Below are 26,445 nucleotides of genomic sequence, written 5' to 3'. Positions count from 1 at the left end.
CCGCCCGAGGGCCGTCCAGGAGGAATCGTCGAATGAAGCTGCTGAGCTGGGTACGAGCGCGGCCGAGGACGCTCGCGTCGACAGCCGTGGTCACGGCGGCCGCGGTGACGATCACGACTCTCGCGCTGACCTATGACGGCAACCCGACGACCGAGGTCGATCTGAACGACGGCGGCGTGTGGGTCACGAAGTCGTCGAACCTGCTGGTCGGTCACTTCAACAACGAATCCGAGGTCCTCGACGGCGGCCTGCGCACCACCGGCGAGAACTTCGACATCCTCCAGGACGAGGCCGACATCGTGGTGGTCAACCGCGACGACTCGACCGTCGCTGCGATCGACCCCGCCCAGGTGAGGCTCGGCGATGCCACGTCGATCCCGGGGAATGCCAAGGTCGATCTCGGTGCCGGGACCGTGGCGATCCTCGACCGCGAGTCCGGTGATCTCTGGGTGGAACCCGTCAGCGGCCTCTCCGGCTTCGAGTTCGTCAGCGCGAAGCCCGTGCTCGAGCTGGGGCGCAACGCGGATGTCTCGGTCGGAGACGACGGCACGGTGTACGCGGTCTCGCCGTCGAAGTCGGCGCTGTTCACGGTTCCGGTGGATCCGCAGGGCGACCCGCTTGACCCGACCTCGGCGGCGGTCGACGGGTTGAAGAAGGAGAGCAGCCCGTCGGTCACGGCGGTCGGCGATGTTCCGGTGGTGCTGGACCCGCAGGCCGGCGTCGTGTCGACGCCTGGCGGATTCGCGACCGAGATTCCGGGGGCTGATACTGCGGTGCTGCAGCAGGCGTCCGGAGGCGCGGATGCGGTGACGGTGGCGACGGCGTCGGCGTTGTTGCGGGTGCCCCTGGATGGTTCTGAGGCTGTGGCGACTGAGGCGGGTGCTGAGGGTGAGCCGGCGGCGCCGGTGTCGTTGCTGGGGTGTTCGTATGGGGCGTGGTCGGGTTCTGGTCAGTTCGTGCGGGAGTGCCCGGGGGATGATGCCGATCTGGTGGATCAGGTGCCGGAGGTGAAGCCGGGGGCGAGTCTTGCGTTCCGGGTGAACCGGGATGTGATCGTGCTGAATGATGCGGTTCAGGGTTTGGCATGGACGGTGACGGACAGTCTGCAGCGGGTGGACAACTGGAATGACATCACTCCTCCGGAGGGGGAGACCGAGGAGGAGGAGAACACCACCGAGGAGACGGTGGAGACCTCGTTGCCGGAGCGGAGCGAGCAGAATACGGTTCCGATCGCGGAGGATGATTCGTTCGGTGTTCGGCCGGGTGGGACGACGTTCCTGCCGGTGCTGGACAACGATACGGATGCTGATGGTGATGTGCTGGTGGCGGCGGTCAAGGGGGATCAGCCGTCGGTGGGGGATGTGCAGCCGATCAACAATGGCAGTGCGTTGCAGATCGCGGTGCCGGAGGATGCGTCCGGTTCGGCGTCGTTCGTGTATGAGATCGACGACGGTCGTGACGGCAAGGACACAGCGAGCGTGTCGGTGTCGGTGCATGACTGGAGTGTGAATTCGGCGCCGGAGCCGAAGCGGAAGAGCACGCTGGCGGTGGAGGCGGGTGGCACGGTGTCGTACAACGTGCTGCCGGACTGGATCGACCCCGACGGCGACGACGTCTACCTGAAGGACGTCGCGGCTGCCTCGGGCGATGAAGTCGACTTCACGACGGATGGCCAGATCACGTATCACGCGATCGCGAGCCCGCCGGGGCGGCAGGAGATCCAGGTCGTCGTCGCGGATGGATCCGGCGAACTGACCAACGGTGTCATCCAGCTCGACATCCGACCGGTGGGGTCGACGCTTCCGAAGACCAACGCCGATCACGTCGTCGCGAAGGTCGGCCAGCAGATCACCGTCTCGCCGCTGAGCAACGACACCAGCTCGAGTCGCGAACCCCTGCGACTGACGCGCGTCGAGGAGCAGCCGGGCGTCACCATGGTTCCCGACTATTCGAACAAGACCTTCACGTTCTCGGCCTCGGTGGCCGACGTGTACTACGTGCAATACCACGTGACCGCTGGCGTGCCGGCGGCTGTCGGACTGGTGCGCATCGACGTGCAGGAGCCGACGCAGGAGGATCTCGCGCCGATCGCGGTGCGCGATGTCGCCCTCCTGCCGACCGGCGGCGAAGCGCTCGTCGGCGTGCTGAACAACGACACCGACCCGTCCGGTGGCGTCCTCGTCGTGCAGTCCGTGACGGTGGAGCCGGGTAGCGGCGTCTCCGTCTCGGTGCTCAATCATGAGACCCTGCGCATCAGTGACCAGGGGGCGCTCGACGATCAGGTCCGCATCAAGTACCGCATCTCGAACGGCACGAAGACCGCGGAGGGCGACGTCGTCGTGATCCCGATCGCGGCGCCGGACAAGCTGCTCCCGCCGGTCGCGAACGACGACACGGTGGTCGTGCGGGCCGGCGACGTGGTGACGATCCCGGTACTCGACAACGACACGCACCCGAACGATCTGGCGATGCACGTGGAGCCCGAGCTCGTGGAGCCGTTCATCGATCCGGAGGACGGCGAGGCGTTCGTCTCCCAGGACCAGGTCCGCTTCCGCGCAGGCCCTGAGGCCAAGACCGTCTACGCGACCTATAACGTGATCGACGAGAACGGCCAGGTCGACGCGGGATACATCACGATCCAGGTCCTCGCTGTCGACGAGGAGAAGAACGCGGCGCCCCGCCCTCGCGACATCACAGCGCGCACGCTGAGTGGCACGACAGCGAACATCGCGATCCCGTTGGACGGCATCGATGCCGATGGCGATTCTGTGGAACTGCTCGGGCTCGATTCGAACCCGAAGAAGGGTCTGGTCACGGTCGAGGCGAACTATCTCGTCTACGACGCGTTCGAGGACTCGACGGGGCTGGACACGTTTACCTACAAGGTCCGCGACAAGCTCGGCAAGGAAGGCACCGCGACCGTCCAGGTGGGGATCGCGCCCAGCGAGGAAGTGAACCAGTCGCCGTACGCGGTGAAGGATTCCGTTGTGGTGCGGCCGGGGCGTGAGGTCGCGGTGCCCGTGTTGGCGAATGATTCGGACCCGGAGGGTTCGAAGGTCGCGTTGGTGAAGAACGGCCTGACGCTGCCGGATGATGTGGCTGGTCTGGACGCGCGGGTGTCGGGTGATCGGGTGCTGGTTCAGGCGCCGGATGCCGAGGTGGAGACGTCTTTGCAGTACACGATCGTGGATGAGCGGGGTGCCGAGGCGAAGGCCGTCGTGCAGGTCACGGTGGACGAGGACGTGCCCCTGCTGTTCCCGATCGCGCGTGATGATCGGGTGAAGTCCACGGATATCACGGAGGAGGCGACGTTCGATGTCGATGTCCTTGCGAACGATGAGGATCCGGATGGGACGACGGATGCCCTCGAGCTCGATGTCGAGTCCGGGGGGACGGTGCTGGATGACCGCACGGTTCAGGTGACGATCGGTGAGACGTCGCAGGTGATCCGGTACACGATCACGGATGAGGACGGGCAGGAGAACGCGGCGTTCATCTTCGTGCCTGCGCGGTCCGAGGTGCCTCCGGTGATCGAGGCCGGGAAGTCGATCGAGGTCGTCAGTGGGGAGACGGTGGAGATTCCGCTGGCGGAGTATGTGACGGTGTCCGGTGGTGGTCAGGTGGTGATCACGGAGGCGGAGAAGGTGAGTGCTGCGCATTCCAATGGGGCGGCTCTGATCAAGGATGAGCGGACTCTGGTCTACACGTCCGCGGATCGGTATTTCGGTTCCGACGCGTTGAGCTTCGAGGTGACGGACGGGACGGGGCCGGATGATCCGGAGGGGACGAAGGCGACGTTGTCGATCCCGATCACGGTGCTTCCGCCTGCGAATCAGCCGCCGACGTTCACGGGTGGTCAGGTCAATGTCGCTCCGGGTGAGGCGGCGGCGGAGATCGATCTGGCCGAGCTCGCCGATGACCCGGATCCGGAGGATCAGGGCAAGCTCTCGTTCGATTACGTGAGCGGTGCGACGGAGGGCATCTCGGCGCGCATGGACGGCACGAAGCTGCTCGTCGAGGCATCCTCCAACACGCCCAAGGGCACCGCGGCCAGCCTCACCGTGCGCATCACCGACGGTCACACCGATCCCGTCACCGGAACCGTCGGCGTCACCGTGACCGCCTCCACGCGTGAGCTGCCCACTGCGGTTCCCGACACGTTCGAGGAGGTCGATCAGGGCGAGACGATCACCGTCCCCGTGCTGCAGAACGACTTCAACCCGTTCGCCGGCGAAGGCGAGCTGCGACTTATCTCCGCGGAGCCCGAGAGCGGCGAGGGCGAGCCGGCGATCGTCGGGGACAAGATCGAGGTCACCGCGGGCAAGGATTACGTCGGCACCGTCACGATCCGCTATCGCATCGGTGATATCACGGAGGACCCGGACCGTGAGGTCGACGGGAAGATCGTGCTGAAGGTGCAGGGTGTGCCGGATGCGCCGGGCAAGCCGACGGTGTCGAGTGTGCAGGATCGCAAGGTGGTGCTGTCGTGGTCGCCTCCGGCGAACAACGGCGCGAAGATCGAGGGCTATACGGTCCGCTCGGTGCAGGGTGATGCGTATGAGAAGCAGTGCTCGTCGACGACGTGCACGCTGGATGGTCTGACGAACAATGTGAAGTACCTGTTCCAGGTGACGGCGAACAACCGGGTCGGGGAGTCCGAGCCGTCTCCGTCGTCGGCGGAGGCGCGTCCGGATGCGCGTCCGGATACTCCGGCGGCTCCGACGCTGGTGTTCGGCGACAAGGAGTTGAAGATCGCGTGGAAGACGCCGTCGACTCCTGGGTCTCCGGTGCAGTACTACACGCTGGAGCTGTCCGGCGGTGTCGGTGCGGGTCAGAAGACGAACATCACCGGCAACAGCTACACGTGGACGGGTCTGGAGAACGGGGCGGAGTACACGGTCCGCATCCGTGCCCACAACCTCGCCCCCGAACCCTCCAGCTGGAGCGGACCATCGCTGGGCGAGATCCCCGCCGGGCCGCCGCTTCAGCCGGCACCTCCGACCACGAGTCTGCTCTCGCCGGTCGGCGATCGCGCACAGATGCAGGTGGCCTGGGTCGCGCCGAACAACAACGGCGACGCGATCGACGGCTACCAGCTGCAGGTGCTGCGCGGAGGGACCGTCGTGCAGACGATCGCCGTGGCCGCGGGCAAGACCGCGCAGGCCGTGGTCGTGGACACCTCGACGACCGCCTACACGTACAAGGTGCACGCGCAGAACAAGGCCGGGTGGGGTGCATGGTCGGATGCCTCGGCTCCGCGTCGCGCCGCCATCAAGCCCGGCACGCCGGGCACACCGTCTGTGCAGGCGGGCGATCATGTGCTGATCGTGGATCCGAACTCGTACCGCCTTTCCGAGGCCGAGTTGAACGGCGCATCCGCCGGCGAGGTGAGGTACGACTACAGCCTCAACGGCGGTACATGGCACGTCAACGGGCCGGACGCCGGCTTCAACTGGGACGGCAGCTACATCATGGCGAGCAACGGCACGCCGTACACCGTGCGCATTCGTGCCGTCACCACCGTCGACGGCGTGGAGTACGTCTCCGACCCGTCCGGATCGTCCGCGCCGCAGACGCCATTCGGCATTCCTCCGGCGCCGAGTGCCACCGCCGTCAACAACGGGACGACGGTGACCTTCAACTGGAGTCCGACGGGCGACAACGGCGCATCGCTCGACGCCGCGCAGATCAGCATCAACGGCGGCGCATGGCAGAGCGTCGCGACCACCGGCGCCACGACGACCGGAAGCGCGTACGCGACGACGCATTCCATCCGGGTGCAGGTGCACAACAAGGCCGGCTGGTCGGCCGAGGCCACCGCATCCGCGCGGACGAGCGACCCGCCCCCGCCGCCGCCCGCGCCCCGCGCGTGGGTGGAGAACGGTGCGTACGTCGGAAGTGACGACTGCTTCGACGGCTGTCACCGGTTCAACCTCAACACGAACGAGACGTTCCCCTACGGCTCGCACACCGTCGGATGCTCCAGCACGCCGTTCGGGGATTCGTGGCGCACCTACACGCTCACGTTCGGCGCGAATGCCGACTTCGATCTGTCGTGCCACCACGGGGACCTGACCAGGGAGCCACCTCACCAGGTCTGGGTCACCATCGATGGCACAGCCTACGAACGTCGAGATTGGTAGCGCCGCGGCGCCCACCCCACAGTTTCCCCACATTCTCACGTAAGGATTCCACTCATGACGATGACCCCCGAACAGGCGGCCTGGTTCCAGGGCACCTTCCACCGCCTCGTCGACAACATCGACAAGGCGCTGCAGGGCAAGCGCGAGATCGTGAGCCTCGTGCTCGCCTCGATGCTCGCGGAAGGGCATGTGCTCCTCGAGGACGCCCCCGGCACCGGCAAGACCAGCCTCGCCAAGGCCCTCGCGGCCACCGTGCAGGGCACGAGCGCGCGCATCCAGTTCACGCCCGACCTGCTGCCCTCCGACGTCACCGGCGTCACGATCTACGACCAGCAGGCGCACCGCTTCGAGTTCCACAAGGGCCCGATCTTCGCCTCGATCGTCCTGGCCGACGAGATCAACCGCGCCTCGCCGAAGACGCAGTCCGCGCTGCTCGAGGTCATGGAGGAGTCCAGGGTCACGGTCGACGGCGTCACCCATGAGGCCGGTCGTCCGTTCCTCGTGATCGCGACGCAGAACCCCGTCGAGCAGGCCGGAACCTACAAGCTCCCCGAGGCGCAGCTCGACCGCTTCCTCATCAAGACGTCGATCGGCTACCCCGACCTCGCCGTGACCGAGAGCATCCTGGCCGGGGCGTCCGACCGCAACCCGTCGGCGAGCCTGTCCGCGATCATCACCACGAGCGCTGTGGCCGACATGGCCGACCTCGCCGCCACGGCTCACGTCGAGCCGGCGGTGCTGCGCTACGTCGCCGAGCTGACCGAGGCGACTCGCAACGACAAGAGCGTCCGCCTGGGTGTCTCGGTCCGCGGCGCGATCTCGATGGTCCGCATCGCGAAGGTGTGGGCTGCCGTGCACGGCCGCCACTACGTGCTGCCCGACGACATCAAGTCGCTCGCGCACGCCGTGTGGCAGCACCGCCTGCTGCTGGATGCCGAGGCCGAGTTCGCCGGCACGACCGCCGATGTCGTGGTCGCCCGCGCGCTCGAGTCCGTCGCGGCGCCCCAGGCGCGAACGGCGGCGTGATGACAGCGGAGGCCCTCCCCGTCGACCCTTCGACGACCGCACGCGATGCCGGCTGGCGCGACATCGCGGCGGTCCTCGGCGCGCGCGCGTGGACGCGTCTCCGCTTGATCCTCTCCGCCGTCCGCCCGCTCGCCTGGGTGCTCATCGGCCTCGCCATCGGGCTCTGGATCATCGGGCAGGTGTTCGGATGGTGGGAGCTCACCGTCGCCGCGGTGATCATCGCCGTCACGGTGGCGCTGTGCGCCCTGTTCCTCATCGGCCGCACCGAGTACGACGTCGCCCTCGACCTCGCCCGCACCCGCGTGGTGGTGGGTGAGCGCGCGGTCGGCGCCCTGACCCTCGCCAACAACAGCGAACGCGCCATCCTGCCTTCGCGCGTCGTGCTCCCGGTCGGCTCGGGGCGCGGCGAGTTCGGCATCCAGCGCCTTGCGCCGGGGGAGCAGGCCGAAGAGCTGTTCGCGATCCCGACCCAGAAGCGCAGCGTCGTCGAGGTCGGTCCGGTCAGCGTCGTCCGCGGCGATCCGCTCGGCCTCTTCGAGCGCGCGCACAACCGCGACCAGCCCGTCGACCTCTACGTGCACCCCAGGACCGTGCTGTTCGACGGCCAGTCGCTCGGCTTCCTGCGGGACCTCGAGGGGATGCCGGCATCCGACCTGTCCCGCGATGACGTGTCCTTCCACGCGCTGCTGGAGTACCAGCCCGGAGACGACCTGCGCCACGTGCACTGGAGATCGACGGCCCGCACCGGCGTCATGATGGTGCGCCAGTTCGAGGAGACCCGTCGCTCGCACTTCGTGATCGGGCTGTCCTGCAACGCCGCGGAGTACGCGGAAGAGGAGGAATTCGAGCGCGCCGTGTCGATGGCGGGTTCGGTGGGACTCCGCGCGCTGCGTGATTCGCAGCGCGTCGACCTGCGTGTGCAGGGCCGTGAGCTCCCCGCCGGCACCGGCAAGCAGCTGCTCGACTCGCTGTCCACCGTCGAGCAGTCCAAGCCCAAGGACGGCGGCGTCACCCAGCTCGCCGGAGTCCTGTCCGCGACGATGGCGCTCGCGAGCTTCGTCGTGCTCGTCACCGGGTCGAAGACGCGGACGGAAGACCTCCGCGCGGCGTGCGCCCGGGTTCCGTTCGGCGCACGTTCGCTCGCGATCGTCGTCGATCTGAAGGCCGAGAACCCGACGCTGCGCCGCATCGGTGAGGCGGACGTCGTGACGGTCGCCGCGCTCGAGCAGCTGCCCATCGCCCTGCGGAAGGTGCTCGCATGACCTCTCCCGCTCGGATGGCTCCGCGGCGTCTGGCCGTCGACCTCGGCGCGTCCGCTCTCCTGCTCGGCGTCGCGATCGTGGGGTTCTGGCCCACGTTCGCCGGACCCAGTTACCTGCCCGCCGCGATCGGCGCCGTCGTGCTCGGCCTCGGAATCGCGGCCGTCAGCGCATGGCGTCGCTGGGGCATCCTCATCATCGCCGGCCTCACCCTCGGCGTGTACTTCGTCTTCGGCGGGGCTCTCGCGCTGCCGTACACGACGATCGCCGGCTTCATCCCGACCATCGACACGCTGCAGCGCCTGGCCGTCGGCACGATCACGTCGTGGAAGCAGCTGCTGACGACGGTCGCCCCTGTCGCGGCATCCGACGGGCATCTCATCGTGCCGTTCCTGCTCCTGCTGGTCGCGAGCGTGCTGACCGGCTCGCTCGCGCTGCGTCTGCGCCACGTCGGCTGGGCGCTGATCCCGGCCGGGGTCGCGGTGATGTTCGGCATCGCACTGGGCGTGCCGTCGCCGGCCGCACCGATCGTGCAAGGTGCGGTCTTCGCGCTCGTCAGCGTCGGCTGGCTGTCGCTGCGCCAGATCTGGGCACCGCAGAACGCCGCGGTGTCCGTGAGCGAGATCGATCCGGCGCGCGCATCGCACATGCGCTGGCGTCGGGTCGGCGCCGGGGCCGCCGTCCTCGTCGTCGCCGCCGGCGCCGGCGTCGCGACGAGCGCCTTCGCCCAGCCGTACGAGCCGCGGCACGTCTTCCGCGACACCATCATCCCGCCGTTCGACATCCGCGAGTACCCCAGCCCCCTGCAGTCATACCGGAAGGTCGTCCGCGACGACAGCGAGCACACGCTCTTCACGGTCCATGGCCTCCCCGAGGGATCCCGCATCCGGCTGGCCGCCATGGACGATTTCAACGGCCAGGTCTACAACGTCTCGGATGCCGGCAACGGCTCGTCCGGCGCGTTCACTCCGCTGCGCGGCAACATGTCGGTGGATGCCGAGGGCGACAGGGTCACGGTGAAGGTCGAGATCGGCGAGTACGACGACGTCTGGATCCCGATCACCGGGCAGGTCAACGAGTTCGCGTACACCGGCGACCGCGCCGAGGAGCTGCGCCGCTCGACGTACTTCAACGAGTCCAGCGCGACGGCGATCAGCACGATCCCGCTGGCGCAGGGCGACACCTACACGCTCGAGACGACCGTGCCGGTCGAGCGCGACGACGCCGATCTCGCGAAAGCCGAGTTCGGATCGGTCACGATGCCCAAGCAGAGCAACGTCCCGGAAGAGCTGGCCTCCCTCGCGGCGGAGCAGACCGAGGACGCCGAGACGCCGATCGAGAAGGTCGCGGCGCTGGAGACCTTCCTCGCCGAGGGCGGCTTCTTCAGCCACGGGCTGCAGAACGAGGTCATCTCGCGCGCCGGTCACACGTCCGAGCGGATCACGACCCTGATCGGCGGCGATCAGATGATCGGCGATGACGAGCAGTACGCCGTCGCCATGACGCTCCTCGCCCGCGAGCTCGACATCCCCGCCAGGGTCGTCATGGGCTTCTACCCGGACGAAGAGGATGCTGCGAACACGACGTTCGCCGCATCCGGCGAAGACGTGCACGCCTGGGTGGAGGTCAACTTCGCCGGCCACGGCTGGGTCGCGTTCGATCCCACCCCGCCGGAGGACAAGGTCCCCAACGACCAGAACACCAAGCCGCGGGCCGATCCGAAGCCGCAGGTGCTGCAGCCGCCGCCCCCGCCGCAGGAGCCGGTCGACCTGCCGCCGACGCTGCCGGACGACCGCGAGGCCGAGGAGGACGACTTCAACCTCGCGGGCCTCATCGGCACGATCCTCGTGGTCGGCGGGATCTCGCTGGGCGTCATCGCGCTGCTGGCGTCTCCGTTCATCGTCGTCGGCGCGTGGAAGGCGGCCCGTCGCCGCTCGCGCCGGGCCGCCGAGCGCACGAGCGACCGGATCAGCGGCGGATGGGACGAGCTCACCGACCGCGCCGTGGACTACGGGGCGCGGATCACCGCCGGTGCCACGCGCGCCGAAGAGGCGGGGCAGGTCATCGAGAAGATCCCGGTCCCCGCTGTGACGGTGCTCGCGCAGCGCGCGGATGCCGAAGTGTTCGGGCCGAGCGATCCGACGCCGGAACAGGTCGACGCGTTCTGGAAGGAGGTCGACGCGATCGTCGTCGGCCTCAGCAAGGATGCCGGTTTCTTCACGCGCCTGAAGGCGCGCCTGAGCCTGCGCTCGCTGCTCAAGGACTCGTCGGTCACGGCGCGCTTCACGAGCCTCAAGAACGCCGCGACCGCGCGCAAACGGCCCGAACCTGGCACCATCGACAAGAACAGTCCACTCACATCCGAGAGCGAGAGCGCATGACGATGCTTCCCTTCGGGCAGGTCGCCCCGATATCCCGTCGTGCCGTCGCGTACGTGATCGACGCACTGATCGCCGGAGGCCTCGGCGTCGTGCTCAGCGGCATCGTCGTCACGATCGCCGTGGCCACCGGCTCGCCGGAGGGCATGCTGCTGGTGCTCGCGATCGGCATTCCGGTCGTCGTGGCACTCGAACTGGCCTGGATGCTGATCTACACGTACATGCAGGTCGGCACGGGGTCCATCGGCATGCGCGTGCAGGGCGTCCGGCTCGTGGATGCCGAGAACGGCGGCTCGATCGGCTTCTGGCGCGCGCTGCTGCGCAACGTGATCTTCGGCCTCGCCGCCTCGATCGTGGTCGGCTACTTCTCGCCGCTGTTCGATGGGTCAGGACGCTTCCAGGGCTGGCACGACAAGGTCGCGAAGTCGCTCGTGATCGACGCGCGAACGGCCTCGCCCGCAGCGCCGCCCACTCAGGCGATGCCCGTGGCGCAGCCGTCCGGTCAGGGGTTCGCCGGGCAGCAGCTGTCGACGCCAGGGTACCCGGACCCCGCAGGACCGCCCGCGCCCCAGGGCGCGATCCCGGCCCCGCCGCTGCCGTTCGGCGGCCAGGCCCCGGCGCAGCCGTCGTTCGAGCAGCCCGTGTACCCGGCCCCGGCGCCGGATCCGTACGCCGCGCCGGCTCCCAGCGCACCCGCTCCGCTCGCCCCCGAGCCGGCCGATGACCTGGACGAGACCATCGTCCCGCCGCGTCCTCCGCTGCCGGTGACGCCGGCTCCGGCTGCCCCGCTGCCCGCCGATTCCTCGCTGATCGCCTTCGTTCCGGGGATCACGCAGGACGCTCCGGTGCGCCCCACGGCTCCGGAGCAACCAGAGTCGGCCGGCGTCGCGCCCGTCGCGCCAGCGCCGATCGCGCCGGGGCCGGAAGGCGTCGAAGACGAGGCGCCGACGGCGGAGAACCCGGCTGTCCCGGCATCCGTCGTCCCCGTCGCGCAGAACCAGAACCAGATCGATGACGACGACCTCGAGCAGACGCGCATCAGCGTCCCGGGGCATCGGCTCGTCTTCACGTGGGATGACGGCACGCGCGTCTCGGTGTCGCGGCGCACGATCTTCGGCCGCAACCCTGCCGCCGAGGACGGTGCGATCACGGTGCCGGTGCGCGACGAGACCCTGTCTCTGTCGAAGACGCATTTCGAAGCGGCGGCCGAGACGATCGGCGGCTGGGTGATGGACCGCAGCTCGACCAATGGCACGATGATCATCCGCGACGGCATGCAGATCCCGTGCCCCCCGGGTGAGCGCGTCGGCATCAAACTGGGCGACGTGATCTCGATCGGAGACCGCATCGTCACCGTCGGAGGCTACGAATGATCCCGGCCATGATCGTCTCCACCGGCTCGGCGACGCACGCGGGCAACCGGCGACCGCTCAACGAGGACTCGCTCCTCGCGAGCACGCCGGTGTTCCTGGTGGCCGACGGCATGGGCGGACACGAGGCCGGCGAATGCGCCAGCGCCGCGGTCGTCGAGCAGTTCTCCCGCTTCATCGGCCGACCCGACCTGACGCTCGACGACGTCCGCACAGCGCTCAGCCGCGCCCGCACCGCGGTCGATGCGCTGTCGACGTCGGGCAACGGCCGAGCCGGGACGACGCTCAGCGGCGCAGCGATCGCGTCGGTCGACGGCATGGGCTACTGGCTCACCTTCAACATCGGCGACTCCCGCACCTACCGGCTCGCCGGTGGCGAGCTCGAGCAGATCAGCGTCGACCATTCGGTCGTGCAGGAGCTGATCGACTCCGGCGAGCTGTCGATCGCGGATGCCGCGTCGGATCACCGTCGAAACATCATCACCCGCGCGATCGGCGCAGGCAGCACCGGAGAAGCCGACTACTGGATGTTCCCCGCCGAGCTCGGGGACCGGATGCTGATCTGCTCTGATGGGCTCTCCTCCGAACTGGACGATCAGCGGATCCGCGACATCCTCATGACCGAACCGGACCCCCAGACCGCCGCCGACGTGCTCGTCGATGAAGCGGTCAGGGCCGGGGGGCGCGACAACGTGACGGTCGTCGTCGCCGACGCCGTGCTGGTCGCGTCCAAGCCCGGTCGTCCGCTGCAGGCGGACGACGACATCGATGCGGACACGCGACCGAGAGAAGCCGCCGCAGGAGGGATGCGATGATGCACACGATCTATCGACCGGGCCAGTGGAACACTCTGGTCGCACCGGGGGCGCTCGTCGCCCTGCCGTTCGACGCGTCGGAGGCGCTCACAGCGACCCTGTGGGAGCGGCTGAACGCCGAGTGCACGCTCGCCGTCGTGGTGGATGCGATCACGGACAGCGTCGGCGGATCGTTCTCGGCGATGCCGCCCTTCATCGCCGTCGTCATCGAGGGAGCGAACGCGCGCGTCGCGCTGCGCGGCGACATCACGGTCGACGTCACCGGCACGGACGGCGTCCAGTCGCTGACGGGTGCCGACGTCCTGACCTGGAACGAGCGCTTCATCCCCGGCGCGACCCGCATCGTGCTGCGCCTCGACGACGCGGCCGGCGCGCCGGAGCTGCCGGTGATCGGCGGCGTCATCCGCGCCGCCGAGGTCATCGCGGACGTCGAGCCGTCCGACGCGGCACCGTCCGATGACGCGTCGACCGAGTCCGCTCCCGACGCACAGGCCGCGGACGCACTGCTGCCGGGCGCTGCGGCGGTGGCCGCGCCGGTTGCAGAGCCGCCGACTCCGACCTCCGAGGATCTGGCCTGGCCGCCGATCGACGCCGACGCGGATGCCGACGCGGATGCCGACGCGGCAGAGCCGCAGGAGTCGGAGACATCCGCCGAGGCTGCCGAGTCCGCGCCCGACGCGGCGACCGAGGCCATCGCCATCGATGAGCCGACCGACGACCCCGAGCCGACTGGAGCATCTGAGGCCGAAGTGTCGGGGCTTGACGCGTCCGGACCCGAAGCATCCGAGCCCGGAGCATCCGGACCAGCCGAGCCCGAGCAGGAACCGCAACCCGCCGACGGCATCAGCGGCGAGACGCTCGTCCCGGCCGAGCAGACCCTCGGGTCTGACTTCGACGAGTTCGAGCAGCTGTTCGGCGACACCGTGCACTCCGTCCCGTCGCCGCCGGCCGCGCCGGTCGAGGGCGACCACGACGGTGCGACGATCTCCGTCGCCGAGGCGCGTGCGCTCCGGGGCGACCTGCCGCCGGTGCCACAGCTCGAGCCGGAGGCTCCGACCGCGCTGCTGCCGACGGTCGGAGGCGGACGGATCCGCGTCTCCACCGGCCAGGTCGTCGACCTCGACCGCACGGTCGTGATCGGCCGCCGCCCCCGTGCGCCCCGCGCGTCCGGCGCGAGCCTGCCGCACCTGATCGCCGTGGAGAGCCCTCAGCAGGACATCTCGCGCAGCCACCTCGAGGTCCGGCCGGAAGGCGACACGGTCGTGGTGATCGATCTGCACACCACGAACGGCTCCACCCTGCTGCGCCCCGGCGCGGACCCGGTGCGCCTGCACCCCGGCGAGCAGACGCTCGTGCTCACCGGTGACGTGATCGACCTCGGCGACGGCGTCACCGTCGCCTTTGAGGACCTCCCGTGAATCGACCCCCGTCGGCGCCGCCCGAGCTGCCAGGCTTCACGTACGTGGAGCCGCTGGGCACGGGTGGCTTCGCGGACGTCTTCCTGTACGAGCAGCAGCTGCCGCGGCGTCGCGTCGCCGTCAAGGTGCTGCTCGCCGACCGCATCGCGAGCGCGTCCGCACAGGAGTTCACCGACGAGGCGAACGTCATGGCGATGCTGTCGACGCATCCCGCGATCGTCACGATCTACCAGGCCGGCGTCGCCGGTGACGGTCGGCCGTATCTCGTCATGGAGTACTGCCCCCGGCCCAACCTGCAGTTGCGTGCTCGCCGCGAGTCTTTCTCGGTCGCCGAGGCGCTGCGCGTCGGCATCCAGGTCGCGGGGGCCGTCGAGACCGCGCATCGTGCCGGAGTGCTGCACCGCGATATCAAGCCGGCCAACATCCTCGTGACCGAGTACAACCGTCCGGCGCTGACCGACTTCGGCATCGCCTCGACGACCTCGGCCATGTCCGAAGCCACCGGGATGTCGATCCCGTGGTCGCCTCCCGAGTCGTTCGGCGACCCGCCGACGAGCGGCACCCGGTCGGACGTGTGGGCGCTCGGCGCGACGCTGTACACGCTGCTCGCCGGTCGTTCGCCGTTCGAGCGCGCGGGGGAGCGCAACTCCAGCGCCGACCTGATCGAGCGCATCGAGCGCGCGCCGCTGCCGCAGTTGGGCCGCCCCGACTCTCCGGCGAGCCTGCAGCGGGTCCTCGAGCGCGCGATGGCCAAGAACCCCGCCGACCGGTACCCGAGCGCCGTCTCGTTCGCCCGCGCGCTGCAGAAGGTGCAGATCGAGCTGTCGCACTCCGTGACGCCCGTCGACATCGTCGACGACCACCCGGTCGAGCAGATCGAAGATGATGACGACGGTCTGACGCGTGTTCGGCAGGTCGTCAGCATCGACCCGGATGCCGGATCCACACGCCCCTCCGCGCTGACCCAGCCGTTCGCCGGTGGTCCGCTGGGAACCCCGGCACCGGCGACGTCCGCCATGCCGGTGTTCGATCCGCCCACCGCGGCATCCGGATCCGACGCGACGGTCGTCCGGGGGCCTGCGACGATCTCGCCGCAGCCGGCACCGGCATCCGCCGAAGACCGGACCCTGCTGCGTCCGCCGCGGGTGCTGACCGCGCAGGCCGCACCTGCACCTGCTGCGGCATCCGTGCCGACGGATGCCGAGGCGAAGCCGCGACGCCGGACCGGTCTGCTCATCGGCGGGGTTCTCGGAGCGCTGGTGCTCGTCGCCGCAGCCGTGGTGGGGATCACCCTCGTCGCGAACACGCTGAACGCCGCACCGGATCCGCAGGAGACCGAGGAGGTCGTGGATCCGAAGGAGGTCATCCCGGTGGGGACCCCGGAGATCACCGAGCTCGCCGGCGCCCGCAACGGTGCGCAGGTGACCTTCACGTGGACCAACCCGGATCCGAAGGACGGCGATTACTACATCTGGGAGCAGGTCGTGCTGTCCGGCGAGTCGAAGAGCGAGAAGGCGAACGAGCCGACGGTGACCTTCACTCCGCAGGGCGCGGGCGAGGTCTGCGTCGAGGTGTCGCTGGTGCGTGCGGACGGAGACTTCGCGGAACCCGTGCGGGGGTGCGTGGATTGATGGGATGGAATCCGACGGCATGATCTGGGAGATCGACGACAGCAAGCCGAAGATCGAGGGGCTCGACTCCGTGGGGCGACCCGATCCCGCGTACGCCGCTGCGCTCGGTCTGCTGCGCGCGCCGTTCGGCCGGCGCAGCCTCGCCCTGGTGTGCGACGTCGCGCTCTGGATGCTGCTGCAGCTGCCGCTGTGGCTCGGAGCGGTTCCGCTGCTCCTGAAGCTCGCCACGGGCGCGATCTCGCCGTACGGGTTCCTGAACCACCCGGGCTTCATCCTGGCCGTCGTGATGGCGAGCGTCTCGAGCGTGCTCTCCCTCATTCTCCTGATCGTGCAGTGGGTGCAGCACGGTCGTCAGGGACGCACGATCGGCAAGGCTATCGCCGGCATCCGCAGCGTCGACGTGCGCACGCTCGAGCGACCGGGTGTCGGGCGCGTGCTGCTGCGGTTCCTGATCTTCGGCGCATCCGGAATCGTGCCCGTGCTGGGACCTGCGCTGCTGCTCAGTACACCGACGTTCGACCCGGAGGGCCGCGGCCGAGGCTGGCATGACAAGGCCACCGGCATCTGGCTGGTCGATGCGCGCCGCGGGCTCAACCCGTACGACGAGAAGCGGATGCGCGTGGCGCGCAAGATGGTCAAGGCGGAGCCGACGAAGGGCCGCTCGACCCTGCCGTCGCTGGCGACCCACGCGACCGCGGACGCGCAGCCCGCCTATCGGCCGGGCAACCGGATCAGCGCCGGCGTGCTCGGCGTCGCCCGCCCGTATGCGGCGAACGAGCGCCCCGAGGTCGGACTCGCGACGGCTGCGGCCGAATCCGTGCAGGTCGAGACGGGCAAGCCCGTGCTCGGCGGCTACCGGGGCGAACCGGCATCGACGCCGGCCCCGATACTGCCGTCGATGGGGAGGCCGGGCGGGATGCCGGGACCCGTGCCGACGTCCACGCCGCGTCCGCAGCAGGCACCGGCTCAGGCTCCCGCGCCCCGGCCGGCTCCCGCAGCTCGGCCGTCACCCGCGCCGCAACCCGCGCCCGCGCCGCTGCCGACTCAGCATGCTCCCGCATCGCAGCCGGCTCCGGCTCCCGAGTCCCACCCTTCCCCCGCGCAGCGCATGCCCGCGGCGCGCTTCGGGCTGCGGCTCGACACCGGCGAGAGCATCCTGGTGTCCGAACCCGTCCTGCTGGGGCGCAACCCGGATGCGACCGAGCACCCGGAGGCCCGGCCGATCGCTCTGACGGACGACAGCAGATCCCTGTCCAAGACGCACCTGCTCGTGCGTCCGGTCGATGGCGGGCTCGAGATCATCGACTGCCGCTCGACGAACGGGTCCGGGCTCGTCAGGGCCGGTGTCGAGTACGCCGTCGCCGCAGGCATCCCTGTGCGCACGGTCGACGGCGACGTGATCCGGCTCGGCGACCGCGTGGCGTCCGTGGTGCGGGTGTGACGGTGGGCGAACAGATGTGCGCTGGCGAGCCCAGCGGGATTGAGGAATACGCATGAGGCTCAAGCTGACCCTGCATCGTCCGGCAGGGGACCCCGTCGACATCGTGATCACGACCGACTCCACGGCGACCGCGGGCGACGTCGCGCGCCACGTCGCCGCTGCCGACCCGACGCGCTCGACGCCCGTCGCCGATGGCGATGTGCTGACGCTGGCCGTCGCGCCTCCGACCGGCGAGCGGCTGGTCCCGCTGCAGCCGGACGTGCCGATCGGCGAGGCGGCGGTCGGCTCCGGGTTCGCGGCATCCATCCTCAACTACGGGCCCGACTTCGCCGGTGCGAACCGGCGGGAGAGCGCGGGCGTCCTGGTCGCGACGGCCGGCGCGCTCGCCGGCCAGGAGTTCCCCATCACCACCGGCCACGTCTTCGTCGGCCGAGAAGCCGGCAACGACGTCGTGCTCTCGGACCCGATGGTGTCCAAGCGGCACGCGAGACTCGAGGTCGGCACGCACATCGAGGTCGTCGACCTGAACTCGGCGAACGGCGTGCTGGTGGACGGTGTCGCCGTGCAGCGCGTGCGGGTCGAAGAAGGTGAGCCGTTCGTCATCGGCGGCACCACGCTCGTGCTGCGTCTCGCGCGATCATTCGACGGCTCGACGGCCGAGGAACCGATCATCGAGCGCGGCGGCGGGCTGCTGTTCAACCGCAGCCCCCGCGTCGAGGTGCGGTACCCGGGGACCCAGTTCAAGCCGCCGCGGCTGCCCACCGAGAAGATCGGGAAGATGTTCCCGTGGCCGATTCTCGTCGCGCCGATCCTGATGGGATTGGCACTGTACGCCTTGAATGAGAATCCGCGATCGTTGCTGATGGTCGTCATGACGCCGCTGATGGCGTTCGGCAATATCATCAATCAGGCCGTGCAGAGCAAGAAAGGCACGAACCACGAATTCCTCCTGTTCGAGCGCCAGTACGAGCAGCTGGAAGAGGACTTCTTCCGCGGTAAGCCCGAAGAGGAGCTGGCGCGCAACGCCGAGGCGCCGCCCGTGGCCGAGGTCTTCGACCACGCCATGCGGCTCGGGCCGCTGCTGTGGACCAGGCGACCGGAGCACTGGAACTTCCTCGGCCTCCGGCTGGGCAGCTGCCGCCTCCCCGCGCGCAATCAGATCGACGACGCTGACGCACCCGAAGGCCTCCCGGAGTTCATCGACCGCATCGACCGGCTCCAGGAGCGCTACGCCTTCGTCGACGACGTGCCGGTATACGACGCGCTCGCCGACTCCGGCTCGATCGGCATCGCCGGCCCCCAAGCACCGGTCGCCGACGCGATGCGCGGGATCGCGGTGCAGCTGTTCGGGATGCACGCTCCCAACGACGTCGTCGCGGTCGCCTTCGCCGACGCGGCCTGGACGCCCGAGCTGGACTGGCTCAAGTGGATGCCGCACACCTCGAGTGAGCGCAGTCCCTTCCGCGATGTGGCCCTCGCCGACTCGGCGCCCACCGGCGCCGCGCTGCTCAGCACGCTCGAGGAGTACGTCGCCCGCGCCGCCGCGACCGAGGGCGCGGGCGAACCGCGCGGTCCGTTCAAGGAGGACTGGAACCCGATCCTGTACGGCACGGACGTGTCGCGGGCGGCCGGCGAGCACAAGAGCACGCCGAGGGTGTCGGTCATCGTGTTCGTGACCAGCGACGCCCCCGTCGATCGCGGACGCCTGACCGATGTGCTCGAGCGCGGTGCGGATCACGGCGTGCATGCGGTGTTCGTCTCGCCCACCGTCGAGTCGCTGCCCGCGGTGTGCCGCAGTTACATCGACGTGACGACAGGGCTCGAGGACGCGACCGTCGGACTCGTCCGCAACGGCGAGAACTTCGAGCACGTCCGTGTGGAGGGCGTCTCCAACGCGTACATGCACATGCTGGCTCGACGCCTCGCGCCGGTCGTCGACGCGAGCACGGTCGTGCACGACTCGTCCGACATCCCGACCGCGGTCATGTTCCTGCAACTCGTGGATCCGGCGATCGCCGAGGACCCGCGCGTCGTGATCGAGCGATGGCGGCAGAACAACACGATCCTCGATCGATCTCCGAATCCGCGCCCGCGCATGAAGAAATCCGGGACGCTCCGCGCGATCATCGGGCAGGGGCCGAGCGACGCCATGGCGCTCGATCTGCGCACACATGGCCCGCATGCCCTCGTGGGCGGAACGACCGGTGCCGGAAAATCCGAGTTCCTGCAGGCGTGGGTGCTCGGCATGGCGGCAGCGCACAGCCCCGATCGCGTCACGTTCCTGTTCGTCGACTACAAGGGCGGATCCGCGTTCGCCGATTGCGTCGAACTGCCGCACTGCGTCGGACTCGTCACCGATCTCAGCCCGCACCTGGTGCGGCGCGCGCTGACGAGCCTCCGCGCCGAGCTGCAGCACCGCGAGCACCTGCTCAACCGCAAGAAGGCCAAGGACCTCCTCGAACTCGAGAAGAGACAGGATCCGGAGACGCCGCCCGCCCTCGTGCTCGTGATCGACGAGTTCGCGGCGCTGGCGTCCGAGATGCCGGACTTCGTCGACGGCGTGGTGGACATCGCGCAGCGAGGGCGCTCGCTCGGCATCCACCTCATCATGGCGACGCAGCGTCCTGCCGGCGTCATCAAGGACAACCTGCGGGCGAACACGAACCTGCGCATCGCACTGCGCATGGCCGACGAGTCCGACTCGCGCGACGTCGTGGACGATCCGATCGCGGCGAGCTTCTCGCCCGCGCTTCCCGGTCGCGCGATCGCGAAGACGGGGCCGGGGCGCCTGGTGCCCTTCCAGTCCGCGTACGCGGGCGGATGGACGACCGACGACGACGCCGCGGTCGCGGAGGTGCGGGTCGCCGAGCTCCGCTTCGGCGCGACCAGCGAGTGGGAGGCGGATGGCCTCGCCGAGTCGGATGTGCACGAGGAGGACCTCGGCCCGAACGATCAGAAGCGCATCGTGTCGACGCTCATCAAGGCGAGTGCCGCCGCCGGCCTGCCCCGGCCACGGCGCCCGTGGCTCGACGACCTGTCACCGCTCGTCGACCTGAGCGATCTGCCCAACGAGGGCGACACGCGCGTTCCGATCGCGCTCGTCGACGTCCCCGAGAAGCAGCTGCAGCAGCCGGCGGTCTTCTCGCCGGACCGCGACGGCTCGCTGGTGATCTACGGGACCTCAGGCTCGGGCAAGTCGACCCTGCTCAAGACGATCGGCACCGCGGCCGGGATGCGGCCCGACAAGGGCCGGGTGCAGGTGTACTGCCTCGACTTCGCCTCCGGCGCGCTGTCCGCGCTGTCCGCGCTGCCGCACGTCGGCTCGGTCGTCGACGGTGCGGATGCCGAGCGCATCCAGCGGCTCTTCCGAACGCTCGATCGTGAGATGGACCGCCGCTCCGCAGCCTTCGCCTCGGCCAGCGCCGGCTCCGTCCAGGAGTACCGCGAGCTCGCCGATGCGAATATGCCGCGCATCGTGCTGCTCATCGACAACTACCCCGAGTTCAAGAAGGACTGGGAGATGGCGCCGGGACGCGGGCCGTTCTACCGGATCTTCATGCGCATCCTCGGCGAGGGACGCACCCTCGGTCTGCACGTCGTGATGACCGCCGACCGCGGCAACGCCGTGCCGAGCGCCGTGGCGTCGAACATCTCGCGCCGCGTCGTCCTGCGCATGGGGGACCCCAGCCAGTACATGCTGCTCGGTGTGCCGCGCGACGTCCTCGACGAGCAGTCCGCGCCGGGGCGTGCCGTCATCGACGGGCACGAGGCGCAGATCGCCGTCCTCGGGGGCACGTCGAACGCCGTCGAGCAGACGAAGGCGCTCGCCGCCCTCGGCGATCGCCTGCGCGAGGCGGGCGTGCGCGATCTGCCCGAGATCGGCGCGCTGCCGACGATGGTCCCGGTGGCCGACATGCCGGCCCAGGCCGACAGGATGCCGGTGTTCGGCGTCGCGGACGACACGCTCGCTCCTCGCGGCTTCGAGCCGATCGGATCGTTCGTCGTGTCCGGGCCCCCGGCATCGGGCAAGACGAACGCGCTCAAGGCGCTCGTCGTCGCGATGGAGCGCTTCGACCCGAACGTTCAGCTGTATCACTTCGGCAGCCGCAGAGCAGAGCTCAAGGACTTCCGCCCCTGGGTGCGCAGTGCCACGAAGGCCGAGGACGAGAAGGACCTCGCCGCCGAGCTCGCCGAGCTGGTCGTGAGCGACGCGCAGCGTCAGCGGATCATGATCGTGATCGAGGACATGCCGCACCTCGCGGACGGCCCGGCGGATCGGCCCATGCGCGCGCTGCTGCAGGCGATGAACAACAGCGACCACCTGCTGGTCGGCGAAGCCGAGATCACCAGGGCGAGCGGCAGCATCGGTGTGCTGGGCGAGTGGAAGACCGGGCGCCAGGGCATCGTGCTGAAACCGGACACCTACGACGGCGAGTCGATCTTCAAGTCGCCGTTCGGCCGGGTCAAGAGATCGGACTTCCCGGTGGGGCGCGGAATCTTCGTCCAGTCCGGTCGTGCGGTCACGATGCAGATGCCGTTCGTGCCCGATGCGCCAGCCCGCGGGTGACCGCGTGGGGAGAACTGCCATGGGTAGTTCTCCCCGTATGCCGGTCGACGTTCATTGGCTAACCTCGACGTAAGAGGCCGCAACGGCCTGAAGACGACAAAACGCTGGGAGGCGGTTCTCATGGCCGGACATGATTTCGGGGCAACATACAGCGAGATGGAGAGCGCGGCTTCGCGTCTCCGCGACGGTCGCAGCACCGTCACCGACACGCTGAAGGAGCTGCAGGCGGTCATCGATGACCTCGTGCAGGACGGATTCAAGACCGAGAACGCGTCCGACGCGTACTCGACGGCCTACAACGAACTGACTTCGTCGCTGGACGACGCAGCAGAGGCCGTCAACGACATGGCCGACGCGCTCGACCGCATGGCGGACTCGATCCGCGACAAGGACGCGGAGCTCGCCGGCGGCTGAGCCCGCACTGCTGTCAGAGAGGTCGTGGCGCCTGTCCGGGGGGGACGGGCATCACGACCTTTCGCATAGAATCACCAAGACGAGCGGAGGAGAGCGCTGATGAGCGGTTCACAGCCCTACTGGTACAACCTGAGCACCCAGATGGTCGTGCGCGCGGACGAGCGCCCGTCGGAGGACACCCTCGGTCCGTTCGGCTCGGCGCAGGAGGCGGAGGAGTCTCCTGCCGTCCTGCTGGAGCACGCGCGCGCGTGGCTGGAGAGCGAAGAGAGCGAGCCGTACCGCGAGATGGCCGCCGAAGCCGACGACGGCACCGACTACGTGTGACGGCGAGGTCATGAGGGCGCATCGCCGCATCTCGGCGACGCTGATCGTATTACTCGCGGCGGGCCTGGCCGCCTGCGCGCCTGCGCTGCCCGAGACCGTGATCCCCGGCTCGGCGATCACGGTGGGCTGGACCGGGGAGCTCACCTCCACGAACGCAGCCGCCGCGCCGACATCCGGGAACGTCGACATCGCCGAGATGATCCGCGCCGGGTTCGGCGATGTGATCGACGGCGAGTTCGTCCCCGATGAGGGCTTCGGCACGGCGAGCATCGTCGGCGACGACCCGTTCACGGTCCGCTACGACCTCGCAGAACCGACGTGGTCCGACGGCATCCCGCTCGATGCCGCCGACCTGATGCTCGGCTGGGCCGGGGCATCCGGGTACTTCCCGAAGCAGCAGGAGGATGCCGAGACACCCGTCGAGCCGCAGATCGCCGAGGAGACGCCGGCGGTCGACGAGTTCGCCCGCGCGATCGACGTGACCTTCCCGGCGCCCGATATCGACTGGCAGCAGCGCGTCCCCGTGCCGGTCCCTGCACACGTCGTAGGGCAGCGGGCGCTCGGCATCGACGATGCGATGGAGGCGAAGCAGGCGGTCATTCGGGCGATCGAGGAGGCGGACACCAGCGCTCTCGAGAAGATCGCCGAAGTCTGGAACGACGACTTCGCGTTCACCGACGCCTCGGACGTCCCCGCCGACCTTCTGATCTCGAGCGGCCCGTTCACGATCGACGAGATCGTCGCCGACGAGGCAGGGCAGAGCGTGACGCTGGTGCCCAACGGCGCGTATCGCGGTCCGGTCACGCCGCAGATCGCCCGGATTGATCTCGTGCCGCCGGGAGACGACCCGGTGGGTGCGATAGGTCAGGTGCTGGATGTCGCGCAGGTCGCGCCGACCTCGTCGAACCGGGCGCCGATCCACGATCTCGAGCGCCAGGACTTCACGGTCACGACGACCCACGACGGCACGCTCTGGAGTCTGCTGCTGAAACCTGCGGGTGTCTTCGCGGGGCAGCAGGCGCGGATCGCGTTCATCCATGCGCTGCCGGTGCGTCCCATGGTCGATCGCGGGGCGGGCGAGTGGGCGTCCGCCTACACGGCGAGCACCGCGATGCTGGCGGCTCCAGGTTCGCGCGCATTCGACATCGTGAACGAGGACTCCGGTTTCGCAGAACTGCTCGGCGACCCAGGCGACGACCCAGCGCTGCAGCGCGAGTTCGCCGGAGTTCCGGACGGTGCCGCGGTCTGCGTTCTGTACGACCGGCACAGCGAGTTCGCGTCCGGTGCGTTCGCCGCGCTGCGGGAGAGCGCGGCGGAGTCGGGCTGGAACGCGATCGACTGCGGCAGCGATGATTTCAGTGCGGCTCTCGCGCAGGGCCGATGGGATGCCGTGATCGCCCGGGTGCCGATCCCGCAGACGCCGGAGCAGATCGCCGCGCAGTGGGGCAGCGGTGGCTCGGCATCCGTCACCGGCCATGCGGATGCGGATCGGGATGCTCTGATCACCGAGCTCGCGCAGACCACCGACGTCTACGAGGCGCGAGAAGTGCTCGCGCTCGTCGAGGCCTCGATCGTGCGCGCGGCGGTGGCGCTTCCCCTCGCGGCGAACCCGCGGATCACGATCGTCGACAAGGACGTGACCGGTGTCGCGCCCCGCAACGGCGTCGCGGCGCCGCTGACGTACGGCGCCGTGCAGTGGGCGGCCGTCCCGTGAGCGGCACCTCACGGAGCGGTTCCGTGCAGGACTGGGCGCGCTTCTGCCGGCTGCTGGACGACGACTCCGAGTTGCTCGCTTCGGTGGAGACCGCCGCGGCGGATCCGGATGCCGACCCCTGGCTCGCGGTCATCGACGGGCTGGACGACGCTGGAGCGCTCGCGTACCTCGAGACGCAGGACTTCGGCGGAGAGCTCGTAGATGCGCTGGCAGGACTGCCGCGCGTGTTCCGCACGTCCGTCGACCTCGGGCCGGTCGCCGACATCGACGATCTGCCCGATGCGATCGCCGCGGCCGATCTGCTTCTCGCACAGCACGACCTGCGCGTCGTGTTCCTCGAAGAGGACTCGGATGCCTTCCCTCTCGTCGTCGTCGCGGCGTCGGATGCCGAGACGATCGTGGACCTGGCGGCGCAGCTCGGGCACCAGGCGCGCGTGTTCTGAGCATGGGTTGTTCTCCCCATCGCGGCGGCTCGATCCCTGCCCGTAGAGTTCTGGAGGAGGTTGCGCCGTATGGGAATGATGTTGCCGAATGAGCTCATCTGGGTGATGGAGAAGCTCGGTTTCGAGTGGCCGGATATCGATGAGGACGAACTGCGCCGTGGCGCGGGGATCGTCGGCGTCTTCCGCGACGAGCTGGAGACGAAGATCCAGGTCATGGATCGCAAGGTCAATGGCGATCTCGCGACCGCCATGCGCGGGCAGGCCGGGCCTGCGTACGTCGGCGCCTGGAACGCGAACCGCTCCCAGAACCTGCAGGGGCTGATCGATCTGCTCGGACCGGTGCCGTCGGCGATGGACATCGCGGCGGACGCCGTGTTCGCGCTGAAGATGAAGGTCATCGTCGACGTGACGACCACGATGATCGCGCTGGTGGGCATGCTGACGAACCCGATCACCGCGGTCGGTGCGGGTCCGATGGTGCTGATCAAGAAGAAGCTGCTCAATGCGGTGGTCGACATCGCGATCGAGCAGCTGTTGAACCAGCTGCTGCCCATGGCGATCGAGCCGTTGGCGGAGCAGCTGCCCGGCGTGATCATGGCGGCGCTGGATTCGCCCATCGTCGAGGCCGTCGCGGGCGACCCGGACGAGTTCTACGCGGACCTGCAGGCGCTGGAGCAGGCCGAGGGCGAGATGCAGCAGCACGCCTCGGACGTCGAATCGCTCACGGACCGGCTGATGGCCGATCTGTCCGGCCTGAACATCACGGGAGACTGACATGGGCAAATTCGGTGACGACGCGATCCGGCCCCTGCTGCGATCGCTGGACGACATGCCGGTGCACATCAAGCAGCTGGCAGAGATGTTCCGCAAGCACGGCGCCGCTTCGAAGCGGAACACGAGCGAGGTCCAGAATCTGGACTCCGCCGACGTCACGCACCCGCTGCAGGACGGGTGGAGGGGTGACTGGACACCCAACGACGTTGTGAAGGCGGGAAAGGGGGACCGGCCGAACCCCTCCGAGTACCTCGACAAGGACTACATCGACAAGCACCTCGATCAGTTCGCGAACGGGGCGACGCACTTCTACAAGAAGGACTCGTTGGACGGGTACGGCCCTGGCAACAACATGGCCGACGATGGGAGCAACACGACGTACGTGTTCCCCACCGATCAGCTGCAGAATCTGATGAACCAGGTGGACAGTCCCGAAGACCTGGGAGAGGCACTGGGGCTCGGGCGCAATTTCTTCGCCGGCGGCGATGTCGTGATGCGCGACTTCGGTCCTCACGAGCTCGACGGACTCCGGATGCCGTCGGGCAACGAGGGCGGCACCGACACGGACAAGTGGATCCCCGGCGGCTACCTGCCCAGTGGCATTCCTGAAGCCGTGATCGACATCCCCGACTTCGCCAAGGGAACGAACAACGGCGAGTTCTACCCGGGCGACTCGTACAACCCTGGTGAGTGGCCCGGTTCGTCTCGACCCTTCAGCTTTTGAGGCG

Annotated in this window: 16 protein-coding genes; all 16 read left to right on the top strand. The window is 69.1% G+C overall.

Features of this window, described 5'->3' with window-relative positions; genetic code table 11:
• Window positions 1-32: 32 nt before the first annotated feature.
• The 16 genes from ACI7YT_RS16680 to ACI7YT_RS16605 all read left to right on the top strand — a co-directional run bounded on the left by ACI7YT_RS16680 (window position 33) and on the right by ACI7YT_RS16605 (window position 26,441).
• Window positions 33-6,143, top strand: coding sequence for an Ig-like domain-containing protein (locus tag ACI7YT_RS16680; protein ID WP_406247081.1), 6,111 nt, complete (start codon window positions 33-35; stop codon window positions 6,141-6,143).
• Between the two features lie 54 nt (window positions 6,144-6,197).
• Window positions 6,198-7,169 carry an AAA family ATPase gene (locus tag ACI7YT_RS16675; protein WP_406247079.1) on the top strand — a complete coding sequence of 324 codons (972 nt, stop codon included), beginning with the start codon at window positions 6,198-6,200 and terminating at the stop codon, window positions 7,167-7,169.
• A complete protein-coding gene (locus tag ACI7YT_RS16670) occupies window positions 7,169-8,431 on the top strand; it encodes a DUF58 domain-containing protein (protein WP_406247077.1) in 1,263 nt (420 codons plus the stop codon). Before ACI7YT_RS16675 ends, ACI7YT_RS16670 begins: the two co-directional genes overlap by 1 nt.
• The gene (locus tag ACI7YT_RS16665) at window positions 8,428-10,809 is read left to right on the top strand and encodes a transglutaminaseTgpA domain-containing protein (protein WP_406247076.1); all 2,382 of its coding nucleotides are present in this window, start codon (window positions 8,428-8,430) and stop codon (window positions 10,807-10,809) included. Before ACI7YT_RS16670 ends, ACI7YT_RS16665 begins: the two co-directional genes overlap by 4 nt.
• Window positions 10,806-12,179, top strand: coding sequence for an RDD family protein (locus ACI7YT_RS16660; protein WP_406247074.1), 1,374 nt, complete (start codon window positions 10,806-10,808; stop codon window positions 12,177-12,179). The genes ACI7YT_RS16665 and ACI7YT_RS16660 overlap by 4 nt, the downstream gene beginning before the upstream one ends.
• 8 nt (window positions 12,180-12,187) lie before the next feature.
• Window positions 12,188-12,991, top strand: coding sequence for a PP2C family protein-serine/threonine phosphatase (locus tag ACI7YT_RS16655; protein WP_406247072.1), 804 nt, complete (start codon window positions 12,188-12,190; stop codon window positions 12,989-12,991).
• Window positions 12,988-14,409 (top strand): FHA domain-containing protein, encoded by a 1,422-nt coding sequence (locus ACI7YT_RS16650; protein WP_406247070.1) that lies wholly within the window; start codon window positions 12,988-12,990, stop codon window positions 14,407-14,409. Before ACI7YT_RS16655 ends, ACI7YT_RS16650 begins: the two co-directional genes overlap by 4 nt.
• Window positions 14,406-16,040 (top strand): serine/threonine-protein kinase, encoded by a 1,635-nt coding sequence (locus tag ACI7YT_RS16645; RefSeq protein WP_406247068.1) that lies wholly within the window; start codon window positions 14,406-14,408, stop codon window positions 16,038-16,040. Before ACI7YT_RS16650 ends, ACI7YT_RS16645 begins: the two co-directional genes overlap by 4 nt.
• 4 nt (window positions 16,041-16,044) lie before the next feature.
• On the top strand, window positions 16,045-17,481 hold the full coding sequence (locus tag ACI7YT_RS16640) for an RDD family protein (protein WP_406247066.1): 1,437 nt from the start codon (window positions 16,045-16,047) through the stop codon (window positions 17,479-17,481).
• Between the two features lie 52 nt (window positions 17,482-17,533).
• Window positions 17,534-22,048: an FtsK/SpoIIIE domain-containing protein gene (locus tag ACI7YT_RS16635; protein WP_406247064.1), complete on the top strand. Its 4,515-nt coding sequence runs from the start codon at window positions 17,534-17,536 to the stop codon at window positions 22,046-22,048.
• A 120-nt stretch (window positions 22,049-22,168) separates the two neighbouring features.
• Entirely contained in the window at window positions 22,169-22,462 is a 294-nt protein-coding gene (locus ACI7YT_RS16630) for a WXG100 family type VII secretion target (RefSeq protein WP_376178963.1), read from the top strand.
• A gap of 99 nt (window positions 22,463-22,561) precedes the next feature.
• Complete coding sequence (locus tag ACI7YT_RS16625; RefSeq protein ID WP_406247063.1) at window positions 22,562-22,786, top strand: hypothetical protein; 225 nt, start codon at window positions 22,562-22,564, stop codon at window positions 22,784-22,786.
• A 10-nt stretch (window positions 22,787-22,796) separates the two neighbouring features.
• A complete protein-coding gene (locus tag ACI7YT_RS16620) occupies window positions 22,797-24,500 on the top strand; it encodes a hypothetical protein (RefSeq protein WP_406247061.1) in 1,704 nt (567 codons plus the stop codon).
• Window positions 24,497-24,943, top strand: coding sequence for a hypothetical protein (locus ACI7YT_RS16615; RefSeq protein ID WP_406247060.1), 447 nt, complete (start codon window positions 24,497-24,499; stop codon window positions 24,941-24,943). Before ACI7YT_RS16620 ends, ACI7YT_RS16615 begins: the two co-directional genes overlap by 4 nt.
• Window positions 24,944-25,012: 69 nt before the next feature.
• A complete protein-coding gene (locus ACI7YT_RS16610) occupies window positions 25,013-25,717 on the top strand; it encodes a hypothetical protein (RefSeq protein ID WP_406247059.1) in 705 nt (234 codons plus the stop codon).
• Window position 25,718: 1 nt separating this feature from the next.
• Window positions 25,719-26,441: a hypothetical protein gene (locus ACI7YT_RS16605; protein WP_406247057.1), complete on the top strand. Its 723-nt coding sequence runs from the start codon at window positions 25,719-25,721 to the stop codon at window positions 26,439-26,441.
• The last annotated feature ends 4 nt before the right edge of the window (window positions 26,442-26,445 follow it).

This window comes from Microbacterium sp. M (assembly GCF_045181065.1).
In the GTDB taxonomy this organism is placed as follows: Bacteria; Actinomycetota; Actinomycetes; order Actinomycetales; family Microbacteriaceae; genus Microbacterium.
This window is presented reverse-complemented; position numbering and strand designations above follow the sequence as displayed.

Excerpts from the sequence above, each read along its gene's own strand:
- ACI7YT_RS16680 (WP_406247081.1), top strand. The coding sequence starts at position 33 with ATGAAGCTGCTGAGCTGGGTACGAGCGCGGCCGAGGACGCTCGCGTCG.
- ACI7YT_RS16675 (WP_406247079.1), top strand. The coding sequence starts at position 6,198 with ATGACGATGACCCCCGAACAGGCGGCCTGGTTCCAGGGCACCTTCCAC.
- ACI7YT_RS16670 (WP_406247077.1), top strand. The coding sequence starts at position 7,169 with ATGACAGCGGAGGCCCTCCCCGTCGACCCTTCGACGACCGCACGCGAT.
- ACI7YT_RS16665 (WP_406247076.1), top strand. The coding sequence starts at position 8,428 with ATGACCTCTCCCGCTCGGATGGCTCCGCGGCGTCTGGCCGTCGACCTC.
- ACI7YT_RS16660 (WP_406247074.1), top strand. The coding sequence starts at position 10,806 with ATGACGATGCTTCCCTTCGGGCAGGTCGCCCCGATATCCCGTCGTGCC.
- ACI7YT_RS16655 (WP_406247072.1), top strand. The coding sequence starts at position 12,188 with ATGATCGTCTCCACCGGCTCGGCGACGCACGCGGGCAACCGGCGACCG.
- ACI7YT_RS16650 (WP_406247070.1), top strand. The coding sequence starts at position 12,988 with ATGATGCACACGATCTATCGACCGGGCCAGTGGAACACTCTGGTCGCA.
- ACI7YT_RS16640 (WP_406247066.1), top strand. The coding sequence starts at position 16,045 with ATGGAATCCGACGGCATGATCTGGGAGATCGACGACAGCAAGCCGAAG.
- ACI7YT_RS16635 (WP_406247064.1), top strand. The coding sequence starts at position 17,534 with ATGAGGCTCAAGCTGACCCTGCATCGTCCGGCAGGGGACCCCGTCGAC.
- ACI7YT_RS16630 (WP_376178963.1), top strand. The coding sequence starts at position 22,169 with ATGGCCGGACATGATTTCGGGGCAACATACAGCGAGATGGAGAGCGCG.
- ACI7YT_RS16625 (WP_406247063.1), top strand. The coding sequence starts at position 22,562 with ATGAGCGGTTCACAGCCCTACTGGTACAACCTGAGCACCCAGATGGTC.
- ACI7YT_RS16620 (WP_406247061.1), top strand. The coding sequence starts at position 22,797 with ATGAGGGCGCATCGCCGCATCTCGGCGACGCTGATCGTATTACTCGCG.
- ACI7YT_RS16610 (WP_406247059.1), top strand. The coding sequence starts at position 25,013 with ATGGGAATGATGTTGCCGAATGAGCTCATCTGGGTGATGGAGAAGCTC.
- ACI7YT_RS16605 (WP_406247057.1), top strand. The coding sequence starts at position 25,719 with ATGGGCAAATTCGGTGACGACGCGATCCGGCCCCTGCTGCGATCGCTG.